The sequence below is a fragment of the Bradyrhizobium sp. SSBR45G genome (assembly GCF_030159255.1).
GTDB lineage: Bacteria > Pseudomonadota > Alphaproteobacteria > Rhizobiales > Xanthobacteraceae > Bradyrhizobium.
Genome location: NZ_BSCT01000021.1, coordinates 135,064 through 145,780, shown reverse-complemented (window position 1 = coordinate 145,780; position 10,717 = coordinate 135,064). Strand labels below are relative to the sequence as shown.

Annotated in this window: 10 protein-coding genes; 2 read left to right on the top strand and 8 right to left on the bottom strand. The window is 66.4% G+C overall.

Annotated elements, in window-relative coordinates; translation table 11 throughout:
* Positions 1-392 precede the first annotated feature (392 nt).
* From QQL87_RS23005 to QQL87_RS22995, 3 genes are all read right to left on the bottom strand, one after another.
* Positions 393-2,048 (bottom strand): fumarate hydratase, encoded by a 1,656-nt coding sequence (locus QQL87_RS23005; RefSeq protein WP_284420840.1) that lies wholly within the window; start codon positions 2,046-2,048, stop codon positions 393-395.
* Between the two features lie 183 nt (positions 2,049-2,231).
* A complete protein-coding gene (locus tag QQL87_RS23000) occupies positions 2,232-2,537 on the bottom strand; it encodes a type II toxin-antitoxin system RelE/ParE family toxin (RefSeq protein WP_284420842.1) in 306 nt (101 codons plus the stop codon).
* Positions 2,538-2,543: 6 nt separating this feature from the next.
* Positions 2,544-2,765 (bottom strand): hypothetical protein, encoded by a 222-nt coding sequence (locus QQL87_RS22995; RefSeq protein WP_284420844.1) that lies wholly within the window; start codon positions 2,763-2,765, stop codon positions 2,544-2,546.
* A 155-nt stretch (positions 2,766-2,920) separates the two neighbouring features.
* Here QQL87_RS22995 and QQL87_RS22990 point away from each other — a divergent pair, with 155 nt between their 5' ends.
* Both QQL87_RS22990 and QQL87_RS22985 read left to right on the top strand, forming a co-directional pair.
* On the top strand, positions 2,921-3,400 hold the full coding sequence (locus tag QQL87_RS22990) for a hypothetical protein (protein ID WP_502871204.1): 480 nt from the start codon (positions 2,921-2,923) through the stop codon (positions 3,398-3,400).
* Positions 3,401-3,562: 162 nt separating this feature from the next.
* Positions 3,563-3,775 (top strand): hypothetical protein, encoded by a 213-nt coding sequence (locus tag QQL87_RS22985; protein ID WP_284420846.1) that lies wholly within the window; start codon positions 3,563-3,565, stop codon positions 3,773-3,775.
* Between the two features lie 374 nt (positions 3,776-4,149).
* On the opposite strand, the gene QQL87_RS22980 is transcribed toward QQL87_RS22985, so the two are convergent.
* The 5 genes from QQL87_RS22980 to flhB form a co-directional block, all read right to left on the bottom strand.
* Complete coding sequence (locus tag QQL87_RS22980) at positions 4,150-4,854, bottom strand: glutathione S-transferase (protein WP_284420847.1); 705 nt, start codon at positions 4,852-4,854, stop codon at positions 4,150-4,152.
* Between the two features lie 57 nt (positions 4,855-4,911).
* Positions 4,912-5,598 carry a lectin gene (locus tag QQL87_RS22975; RefSeq protein ID WP_284420848.1) on the bottom strand — a complete coding sequence of 229 codons (687 nt, stop codon included), beginning with the start codon at positions 5,596-5,598 and terminating at the stop codon, positions 4,912-4,914.
* A gap of 159 nt (positions 5,599-5,757) precedes the next feature.
* Positions 5,758-6,753, bottom strand: coding sequence for a Tim44 domain-containing protein (locus tag QQL87_RS22970; RefSeq protein WP_284420984.1), 996 nt, complete (start codon positions 6,751-6,753; stop codon positions 5,758-5,760).
* A 155-nt stretch (positions 6,754-6,908) separates the two neighbouring features.
* Positions 6,909-9,476, bottom strand: coding sequence for a cell cycle histidine kinase CckA (cckA, locus tag QQL87_RS22965; RefSeq protein ID WP_284420850.1), 2,568 nt, complete (start codon positions 9,474-9,476; stop codon positions 6,909-6,911).
* Positions 9,477-9,631: 155 nt separating this feature from the next.
* Positions 9,632-10,711: a flagellar biosynthesis protein FlhB gene (gene flhB / locus QQL87_RS22960; protein WP_284420851.1), complete on the bottom strand. Its 1,080-nt coding sequence runs from the start codon at positions 10,709-10,711 to the stop codon at positions 9,632-9,634.
* Positions 10,712-10,717: the final 6 nt, after the last annotated feature.

The following is a 10,717-nucleotide window of genomic DNA, read 5'->3' as shown; positions in this document are numbered from 1 at the left end:
CTCCGCCGCGTGCGCGGCTCCGCGTCGCGCAGGAAACGGCGGAGACAACCCAGCAGTGATCGAATATTGTCAGGGATCAGCCCGGTCCAAAATGTCAGGGATCAACCCGGTCGGACCGGGCGCTGACGCCCATGGAGGTCATCTGCGCCTGTGCGCCGAAGGATCCTCGAGAGAGCAAGATCGCATAGTCATCTATCCGCTCCTCATCGATAGAGCGGAATTCGTGGACCCCCACCCCCAACCCCTCCCCGCAAGGGGGAGGGGAGCGCACCGTTCGCGCAGCAACTCCACGGGCCTCCGCCGACGAGCAAGGCGCGACGGTTCGCCCTGCCTCACACACCAGCGGCCGGGATCGCTCCCGGCCGCTGCAACAAACACCAGACCGCCCCGCCTCAGCCGAGGTTGAGCTCCTTGAAGAAATCATTGCCCTTGTCGTCGATGATGATGAAGGCGGGAAAATCCACCACTTCGATGCGCCAGATGGCTTCCATGCCGAGCTCGGGATATTCGAGCACCTCGACCTTCTTGATGCAGTGCTCGGCGAGGTTTGCGGCGGCGCCGCCGACCGAGCCGAGATAGAAGCCGCCATACTTCTTGCAGGCCTCGCGCACCGCCGGCGCGCGGTTGCCCTTGGCGACCATCACCATCGAGCCGCCGGCGGCCTGGAACTGGTCGACGAAGGAATCCATGCGGCCCGCGGTGGTCGGGCCGAACGCGCCGGAGGCGTAGCCGTCCGGGGTCTTGGCCGGACCGGCGTAGTACACCGGGTGGTTCTTGAAGTAGTCCGGCAGCGGCTCGCCCCTTTCGAGGCGCTCGCGCAGCTTGGCGTGCGCCGAGTCGCGCGCGACGATCATGGTGCCAGTCAGCGACAACCGGGTCTTGATCGGGTTCTTCGACAAGGTGGCGAGGATGTCCTTCATCGGCTGGTTGAGGTCGATCTTGACGACCTCGCCGCCGAGCGCCTGCTCGACCTCCGGCAGATATTGCGCCGGATGGTGCTCGAGCTCCTCGAGATAGACGCCGTCCTTGGTGATCTTGCCGAGCACCTGGCGGTCGGCCGAGCACGACACGCCGAGGCCGATCGGGAGCGAGGCGCCGTGGCGCGGCATGCGGATGACGCGGACGTCGTGGCAAAAGTACTTGCCGCCGAACTGGGCCCCTACTCCGAGGCTCTGCGTCATCTTGTGGATTTCCTGCTCCATCTCCAGGTCGCGGAAGGCATTGCCGTCAGCGGAGCCCTGGGTCGGCAGCGCGTCGAGATAGCGCGCGGAGGCCAGCTTCACCGTCTTCATGCACAGTTCGGCCGAGGTGCCGCCGATCACGATCGCGAGGTGATAGGGCGGGCACGCGGCGGTGCCGAGCGTCAGGATCTTCTCCTTCAGGAACGCCAGCAGCCGGTCCTTGGTCAGCACCGAGGGCGTCGCCTGGAACAGAAAACTCTTGTTGGCCGAGCCGCCGCCCTTGGCCATGAACATGAACTTGTAGGCGTCCTCACCCTCGGCGTAGATCTCGGTCTGCGCCGGCATGTTGTTGGCGGTGTTCTTCTCCTCGTACATCGTGAGCGGCGCGACCTGCGAGTAGCGCAGGTTGCGGCGCAGATACGCATCGCGGGCGCCTTGGCTGAGCGCCGCCTCGTCGTCGCCGTCGGTGATGACGTTGCAGCCCTTCTTGCCCATGATGATCGCGGTGCCGGTATCCTGGCACATCGGCAGCACGCCGCCGGCGGAGATGTTGGCGTTCTTCAGGAAGTCGAGCGCGACGAACTTGTCATTCGGGCTGGCCTCCGCATCGTCGAGGATGCTGCGCAACTGCTTCAGATGGCCGGGACGCAGGAAGTGGTTGATCTCGCCGAAGGCAGCTTCCGACAGGGTGCGCAGCGCGTCGCGCGACACCACCAGCATGTCGCGGCCCAGCACCTTCTCGACCCTGACGCCCTCGGCCGTGATCTTCTTGTAGGGCGTGGTGTCCGGACCCAGCGGAAACAGCGGCGTGTGCTTGTAGGGCGGGACGGGCTTGGACTGGTCGGGGAAAGCGGTGGGCGCGTTCATGGCGAGCTCGTGGGGTTCTAAAATGGCCGCCCAAAGCGGTCTTGACAGGTCTGATATCGACCATCTTGCAGGGGTGCAACATATGGTTCGGCATGGCCGTTCCGGGGCGGGACCATGCCTACTTTGGTCTGAATGGCGGGTGTGAGCACCGATCATACTCGGCGAATGGTCCCGGGGCCTTCATCACTCTCGCGAGTTCTCGCTGCCACCGTCCCGATCCTGCGCGCCGTGAAACACTGCCGTGATCAGCACCTGCCCTGCGGCCGGATCAAGCTCGTAGACGACGATATAGGGAAGGCGCGGTACGACCCATTCGAGGGTCCCGGGGTCCCGACCTGCATGGCCAATCAGAGGAAACGAGATCAATAGCTCGATGCTGCCGAACAATCGGTCGACGACCGCTTTCGCGGCGGCGGGACTATCCTGAGAAATCCAGTCATAGATGCTTTCGATGTCGGCGAGGGCCTGATCATCGAAAACGAGCTTCATCGGGGATCAGGACCCGAGCTTGTTGATGCGTTCCCGGGCCTCTGCATGCGAGACGATCGTCCGATGCGGATTGGCCCTGCGCCGGCGGACTTCCTCGAGTTGGTCGTCCGTCAGGCCGACGTCCCGCATGTGCTTGACATAGTCGAGGAGAGCACCGGCCGCGGCATTCTGCTCGTCGGGCGACAAGCGCTGGACTTCTTGCAAGGCCTGCTCGAGCAATTTGGTCATGGGTTGAGCGTAGCAGCTTTGGCGCGCGACCGAAAGAACCCGCGCAAGACGATCCGACGCCGGTTTGCCACACCGGGCGGCTTCCCGCCACGCCCAATCCATCGGCGCTTGCGGGAACGGCGTGCGCACGCTTCAATAGCCTGGGGGTATTTGGAATGAAGTCATATATCTACTCATTGGGCCGGCCGGCCGCTGTTGCCGTCCTCGTTGCGCTCGGCGCGTTGCTGCTGCCGCAGACGGCGCGGGCCGATCGCTGTGACGACCTCGCCAAGGACCTGAAGAACGGCATCGACGGCATCAAGATCGGCCAGACCGCGGCCGGCACCGTCTATCTCGCCCACCCCAAGGCGCGCGAGATCACGCTTGGCTGCTCGTCGAAGAATTTCAGCAACCAGCTGTTCGGCAAAACCGATCGCAAGCCGCCACCGGCCTTCGTCGACCTGATGGCGAGTGCCGCGGCGATCGTGTTCACCCTGCCGAAGGACGACATGGCGCGCGGGGTCACCCGCTGCTACCGCCGGCTCGGGATCTTCCGCGGCGACGACGTCGCCAGCCGCTACCGCCGGCTCGACATGCGCTGCGCCAGGACCAAGACGGAGTCCTCGATCACGATCAGCCGCAGCAAGGATCAATAGGCGGGCGTGAATCGACCGCTCAGGGTTTCTGCCACGGGATCAGCGACCCGTTCACTATTCGTGACCGCCACCCACAGTTGCAGACAATTCGACCGATCCGGTTGACGAAACATTCGTTGGGAATGCCCACGCTTGGCTCAACACCAAGCGAGGAGCTGGACCATGTCCGTTTCGAGCGTCTCGACGTCCTCACCGCCGCCCTCACCGCCGCCGGTCTCGACCGAGACGAACAAGCAGCAGACCCAACAGACGCAGCAGGCCGAGAAACCGGCTTTCAAGCCCGAGAAGACCGGCGACGAAGCGGCCGCTGAAAAGCAGGCCTCCCGTCCGCCGCTGCCGCCGGGACAAGGCACGCGCGTCGACATCATCGCCTGACGACCCCACACAATCAGGCCAACTTCGTATGGCGGCGGCGCGTGAAGCGTCCGCCGTCATACGTGTTGGCCGCAAGTCGCAGCAGACGGGCCTCATCGTCCTCAAGACGATGCAAGAGTGCCTTTCGATCCGTGCGGTGCACGTTGAGGCGACAGCTTTCGCTCCTCACCCTGAGGAGACCGCCGCAGGCGGGCGTCTCGAAGGGCGAGGCCCGCACGGTGGCCTCATGGGTTCGAGACGGCGCTACGCGCCTCCTCACCATGAGGGTGGACAGCCGAGGCGGCACTGCACAGCAGACCATGAGCACGCCGAGAGGCGTGGTCATGGAGAGGGCTGGATTACTGAGGTGCGCGGTTTATGCACACGCGCCAGCGTCACGCATCCAGCGCCTTGTAGTGGCGGAAGATACCGTCCTCGTTGAAGGGGATGCGGCGCTCGCTCTTGAGATAGGCTGCGATGTTCGGCCTGGCGGCGACGCGGTCGTGCAGCGCGACGAGGCCCTGGATGTTGCGCTCGAACGCGGCCATGCGGTTCGGGAAGGCGTAGCGCAGCCCGGCGATGATCTGGAACAGCGACAGGTCGACATAGGTCAGCCGGCGGCCGGTAACGTAGGCGCCGCCGCTGCTGGCCAGGATGCGCTCGAAATAGCCGAGGAATTTTGGCACCCGCTCGCTCCAGAACTCGGCGGTGCGCGTCTTGGCGGGCGCGCGCTGGTCCTCATAGTACAGCGTCGGCCCGAGCGGATGATGGGTGTCGTGGATCTCGACGACGAAGTCGGTCACGGTCAGTTGCAGCTGGTGCACCCAGAGCTGGCCGGCCTCGGCCTTCGGCGCGAGGCCGTGACGGCCGCCCAGAAAGAACAGGATGTTGGCGGTCTGGCCGATGATGCGGCGGCCGGCCTTCAGGAACGGCGGCGCGAAGGGCGGCGTGTCGCCCTCCGCCTCGAGCATCGCGGTCATCGCAGCGATGCCGTCGTCGCGCGCGACGTCGCGATAGGCGGCCCCCGCCTCCTCCAGCGCCAGCCGCACATATTCGCCGCGGCCCTGGATCATGGGCCAGTAGTAGAGCTCGTAACGCATGGGCCATCCTCGATCTGATGCGCCCACACGTGATGCAACGGAGACGGACGCAGGCTGTTAGTTCGCCGCGAAGCAGTATAGCAGGCCGTCGCCGCCGGTGCTCTTGAGATCGGCCTGGGAACAGCCGCCATCGGGACCGCGCGAGGGGTGCGAATTGTTCCAGGATTTCGAGGCGTCGTCGTCGCGCAAGCCAATGCGGTCGGAATGACCGACCATGGCCGCGCCCTGCGTCGCGCTGGTCCAGTTGCGGCAGGTGCGGTCCTCGCCGGCCGCAAACGCGGTGCCATCGGCCTGCGAGCCGGTCAGCACGTCGTGGCGATTCGGCGTGTCGCCGCGGCCGTTGATGACCTCGCCCTTCTCGCTCAGCGCGGTCTGCTTGGTGAGGTTGTTGGCGGCGCTGTGCAGATCTGCGACGTCCTTGGCGACGACGACGCCCTTGGCGTTCTGCCACGGGCCCTTGCCGATGCGGTCGCGCGCATTGACCGCCGGCTGGCCGTCGGCGGCCTGGGTCGAGAGATAAGCGCGCCAGGTTTTGGTGCCGGCACCGGCCGCCTGCGCCAGGGTCTGGCAGTGCTTGTCGGCACCCGCAAGACCGCCGAGATTGCCGCCATTGCCGGGCCCGGCGCTGGTCAGGAAGAAGCTCATGTCGGCGCTCTGCGCTGCGGCGGGCGGGATCAGGCCCGGTGCGGCCAAGGCGGTGGCGAGCAGAGCGCTCGCGATCATGTTGGTGCGGATCGAAATCATGGATGTCCTCCCTCGTGGACGTGGCCGGCGCATCGCTTGGGCGCGATGTCGTTCGAGCTTAAGGAACCCGTCCTGCGTCAGAATATTCCGCAAGGCCAGGCAAAGCAAAGGCGCCGCGGATGGCTCCGCGGCGCCCGATGATCGTCCTCACACCGGCGGTCAGCTGACCTGCTGGATCGCCGACAGCTGCCAGTCGGCGCCGGGGTGGCGCAGGAAGGTCCAGATCTCCGTGACCTCCTGCGGCGTGTCGGAGCCTTCGACCAGGCGGCCGCTGGCGCGCTCCGTGGTCTTGTCGATCAGCGTGAACCGCATCGCCACCGTGGCATAGTCGGCGCCGTTCTCGCGCCAGGATTCCGCGAGATCGCCCTGCAGGAGCTTCACGCCGGTGACCTTGTTGACCACGCCGCGGGCCTGGTTCTGCTCTAGATCGCGCTCGAAATACGAGGCCATCTCGGGCGTCGACAACAGCCGCAGGCGGCCGACATCCTCGTTCGACCAGGCCTGCTGGATCTCGCCGAGCAGGCGCTCATAGGCCTCATAGTCGGCCGGCAGGATCTGCAGCGGCGGCGTATTGCTGCCACCGCCGAAGCCTCCGAAGCCGCCGAGACCGCCACCAAGACCACCGCCGAGACCGCTCAGGCCCGAGCGGAAGCTCGGCTGGCCGTCGGCAGGCGACGGCGCCGGGCCGCTCGCATAAGCGGGCTGGTTGCGACGCTGCCACCAGGCCATCGCGAACCGCACCACGATCACCACCAGCAGGACCTGCAGGATCAGGCCGATGATCGAGGCGAAGCCGCCGAGGCCGGAGAACAGGCCGCCGCCGAACAGCATGCCGAACAGGCCTGCGCCGAGGAAACCGGCGGCAAGACCGCCGAGCAGACCACCGGCCCGGCCACCGAACAGGCCGCCGCGCGCCGGTGCAGCCGTGTTGAAGCCGCCAGGCTGGCCCGGCTGGGTGATGGTGCGGTTGAACTGGGACGCCGATCCCGGCGCAGTGGACGTCGGAGGCGGCGCGGAGAACGTGCGCGTGCCGCGGGAGCCCGAGCTGGAGCCGCCGCCGATCCGGGCGTCAGCTGCCGAGACGGCGAGCACCGTCGGCAGCGCCAATGAAAGGGCCACGGCCATCGCCTTGAGGAGGCCGCTTTTGCGCTGCATGAAGCTCATCTTCGTTTCCCATGACTCCCCGGAATGGGGATGCCTCTAAGATGGGCACCTCCCGCGAAAAGGGAAGGCGGCACGAGGCCGCGCGGCTGCGGCGCTGGGTCGCGGCATGACGGCGCGTCCCGACCTTGCCAGGGTACCCAGGTAACCTATTGCGGTGCCATGGTTTCCTTCACCGCAGCGACCAGCTGGCTGAGCGTGAAGGGTTTTGGCAGGAAGGCGAACTGCTGGTTCTCCGGCAGGCTCTTCTCGAACGCATCCTCGGCATAGCCCGAGACGAAGATGATCTTGATCTCCGGATTCTTCTCGCGCATCACCTTGAGCAGCGTCGGCCCGTCCATCTCCGGCATCACGACGTCGGAGACGACGAGATCGAGCTCGCCGTTGCACTCCTCCAGCGCCTCCAGGGCCTCGATGCCGTTCGACGCCTCGATGACGCTGTAGCCGCGCGAGCGCAGGCCGCGCGCGTTCAGCGCCCGCAGGCCCTCCTCGTCCTCGACCAGCAGGATGGTGCCCTGCCCGGTCAGATCGGCGCGCGGCTTCGGCGCCTCGGCGGCGGGCGCTTCCTTCGGCGCGCCATGGCTGGCCTGCGGCTCGGGCTGCACCTCGACCACGACGTGGTGGCGCGGCAGGAAGATCTGGAACGAGGTGCCCTTGCCGAGCTCGCTGTCGACATAGATGAAGCCGCCGGTCTGCTTGATGATGCCGTAGACGGTCGACAGGCCGAGGCCGGTGCCCTTGCCGACCTCCTTGGTCGAGAAGAACGGCTCGAAGATCTTCTCGCGGATCTCGGCCGGAATGCCGGTGCCGGTGTCGCTGATCTCGATCTTGACGTAGTCGGCGACCGGCATGCCCTTGTAGGCGGCCTGCGCGACCTCCTCAGCAGGGGCGTTGGCGGTGCGCACCGAGAGCTTGCCACCTTCGGGCATGGCATCGCGCGCGTTGACCGCGAGGTTCACGACCACCTGCTCGAACTGCGAGACGTCGACCTTGACCGGCCACAGATCGCGGCCGTGCGCGAGGTCGAGCTTGACCTTCTCGCCGATCAGACGGCGCAGCAGCATGGTCAGGTCCGACAGCGCATCGCCGAGATCGAGCACCTGCGGCCGCAGGGTCTGGCGGCGCGAGAAGGCGAGCAGCTGGCGCACCAGCGTCGCGGCGCGCGTCGCGTTCTGCTTGATCTGCATGATGTCCTGGAACGACGGGTCGGTCGGCTTGTGCGCGTTCAGCAGGAAATCGTTGGCCATCATGATGGCCGAGAGCACGTTGTTGAAGTCGTGGGCGATGCCGCCGGCGAGCTGGCCGACCATCTCCATCTTCTGCGACTGGTTGATCTGGTTCTCCAGCGCGCGCCGCTCGGTGGTCTCGAGCAGATAGACGATCGCGGCCTCGGTCTCGCGCTCGTCCTCGTCGACGGCGGTGACGAAGAACTGGCCGAAGCGCTCCTTGGCGCCCTCCAGCATCACCTCGACCGGCGGAATGTCCGCCTGCCCTTCCGAGGCCTGATTGATGGCGGCGATCAGGAGATGCCGGTCGCGCTGGCTGACGGTGCGGAAGATCGATTTCGCAGCGGCGACGTCGCCGCTGACGCTCTGCGCGAGCTTGGCGTAGCGCGCATTGGCCCGGACGACGGCGCCGCCGCGGTCGACGGTGGCGATCGCCATCGGGGTGTGGTCGAAGAAGCGCATGAAGCGCACCTCGGCGGCGCGCTCCGGATCGGAGCGCTCGTCGCGGGCGCGGCTGATGACCAGCGTGCGCGACGATCCTGGCTTGCCGTCGGCGCCGAAGGCGAGCTTGTGATAGAGCCGCGCCGGCATGGTCTTGCCGCCGCGCATCTTCAGGTCGATGTCGAACACCTCGGTGCGGACCTCGCCGGGCACCGCGACGATCGAGGTGAGCAGCGAGGCGCCGTCGCCGGAGACGACATCGGCGAGCTTCAGCCCGCCCGAGCCGATCTCGGCGAGATCATAGTCGAGCCAGTTCGCGAGCGTGGCGTTGACGTAGACCAGGCTGCCTTCCGGATTGACCGAGAAGAAGCCGCACGGCGCATGGTCGAGATATTCGATCGCGTGCTGCAGCTCCTGGAACACGTCCTCCTGGCGCTCGCGATCCCGCGTGATGTCGGCGATCGACCACACCGCATAGCGAGCGTGGCGCTTGCTCTGGCCGAGCGGGCGCACGCGCATGCGCAGCCAGCGGCCCTGGCCGCCTTCGGCGGCGGTGATGCGCACCTCCTCCTGCTGCCGCTTGCCCTCGCGTGCCGCCTTGAGCAGGCGGAACACGGCTTCGGACACGTCGGGATTGCCGATGAAGACGCGCTCGACCGGACGGGCCTCCTGCGGGCCCGCCGCCCCGGTCATGCTGAGATAGGCGGCGTTGGCATAGACCACGTGGCCGCGCGGATCGGTCACCGCGAGGCCATCGAAGGCATGGTCGGCGATCGCGCCCATGACGGGATCGTCGGTCGCCTTGTCGGCGAAGCGCACGATGCCGGCGGCAAAGGCGAACAGGTTGAACAGGCCGACGGTCGCGAGCAGCGACAACAGGCCGAGAATATAGGGCTGCGCCTGGTTGCGGCCGATCGTCATCAGCGCGATCGCCACCGCGACGAGGCCGAACGCCACCAGCAGAATCAGCAGAATGCTGCCGCTGCGGCGCGGCCGCTCCGGCAGGCTCACCTGGTCCGGTGACGCTTCGTTGTCGATATCGGCGCTCATGGCAAAAGGACGCGACCTGTCGGCTGAGGACCTCGGTCGATCCGTGCGGCCCCCGCTTCCACCTGCCTGAATCGACGGGTCAAGCGCAAGCCCGTCAAGCCGATATTCCATGATTTATCCGTATTTTGCGGCCCGCTTCAGGGCCTGCTCGGTTGTCATCGCGGACGCCCCGAAAGGTTGCGCCGCAGCCCCATCACGTAGCCGATGATCTCCGCGACGGCGTGATAATGTTCCACCGGGATCTCCTCGTCGATCTCGACCGTGGCGTAGAGCGCGCGCGCCAGCGGCACGTTCTCGACGATCGGGATATCGTGCGCCTTGGCGATCTCGCGGATCTTGAAGGCGATGTTGTCGACGCCCTTGGCGACGCAGACCGGCGCCGACATGCCGCGCTCGTAGGACAGCGCGACCGAGTAGTGGGTCGGGTTGGTGATGATCACGGAGGCCTTGGGAACCGCGGCCATCATGCGCTTCTTCATGCGCTGCTGGCGGATCTGCCGGATGCGGCCCTTGACGTGCGGGTCGCCTTCCGACTGCTTGAACTCCTCCTTCATCTCCTGCAGCGACATCTTCTGGCGCTCGTACCATTGCCGGTACTGGAACAGATAGTCGCCGATCGCGACCAGCGCGAGCAGCGCGACCACCGAGCCCATCAGATGCTTGGTCAGCGACATCGTCACGCCGAGCAGCTCGGCGACGTCCATATGCAGCAGCGATTCGAGCCGCAGCCGCTCCGGCCACAGGATCATGACCATGACGGTGCCGAGCAGCACCAGCTTGAAGATGCCCTTGGCGAAGTTCACCGCCGCCTGCTTGCCGAACAGCCGCTTGGCGCCGGCCAGCGGCGAGATCTTGCTCAGGGTCGGCTTCAGCGGCTCGCCCGACCACACCAGGCGGTGCTGCATCATGTTGCCGCCGATCGCCGCCAGCATCACCATCAGGATCGGAACTCCGATCGCGGCGATCACGACGAACGACAGGCTGCGCGCCAGCGCCAGCAGGCCAGCGCCGTCGGTGTGGATCATCCAGGAATTGGCAATCAGGTTCCGCAGCGGCACCAGCACCGCGGTGCCGATCGAGCCCGAGAAGGTCGACATCACCAGCGTGGCGGCGGCGATCACGAACCAGGTGTTGAGCTCCTGGCTCTTGACCACGTCGCCGCGCTCGAGCGCCTGGTCGAGGCGTTTTTGCGTCGGGTCTTCTGTTTTGTCTTCGGAATCGCCCTCATCGGCCATCGGTCA

Excerpts from the sequence above, each read along its gene's own strand:
- QQL87_RS22995 (WP_284420844.1), bottom strand. The coding sequence starts at position 2,765 with ATGACCAAATTGCTCGAGCAGGCCTTGCAAGAAGTCCAGCGCTTGTCG.
- QQL87_RS23005 (WP_284420840.1), bottom strand. The coding sequence starts at position 2,048 with ATGAACGCGCCCACCGCTTTCCCCGACCAGTCCAAGCCCGTCCCGCCC.
- QQL87_RS23000 (WP_284420842.1), bottom strand. The coding sequence starts at position 2,537 with ATGAAGCTCGTTTTCGATGATCAGGCCCTCGCCGACATCGAAAGCATC.
- QQL87_RS22980 (WP_284420847.1), bottom strand. The coding sequence starts at position 4,854 with ATGCGTTACGAGCTCTACTACTGGCCCATGATCCAGGGCCGCGGCGAA.
- cckA (WP_284420850.1), bottom strand. The coding sequence starts at position 9,476 with ATGAGCGCCGATATCGACAACGAAGCGTCACCGGACCAGGTGAGCCTG.
- flhB (WP_284420851.1), bottom strand. The coding sequence starts at position 10,711 with ATGGCCGATGAGGGCGATTCCGAAGACAAAACAGAAGACCCGACGCAA.
- QQL87_RS22970 (WP_284420984.1), bottom strand. The coding sequence starts at position 6,753 with ATGCAGCGCAAAAGCGGCCTCCTCAAGGCGATGGCCGTGGCCCTTTCA.
- QQL87_RS22985 (WP_284420846.1), top strand. The coding sequence starts at position 3,563 with ATGTCCGTTTCGAGCGTCTCGACGTCCTCACCGCCGCCCTCACCGCCG.
- QQL87_RS22990 (WP_502871204.1), top strand. The coding sequence starts at position 2,921 with ATGAAGTCATATATCTACTCATTGGGCCGGCCGGCCGCTGTTGCCGTC.
- QQL87_RS22975 (WP_284420848.1), bottom strand. The coding sequence starts at position 5,598 with ATGATTTCGATCCGCACCAACATGATCGCGAGCGCTCTGCTCGCCACC.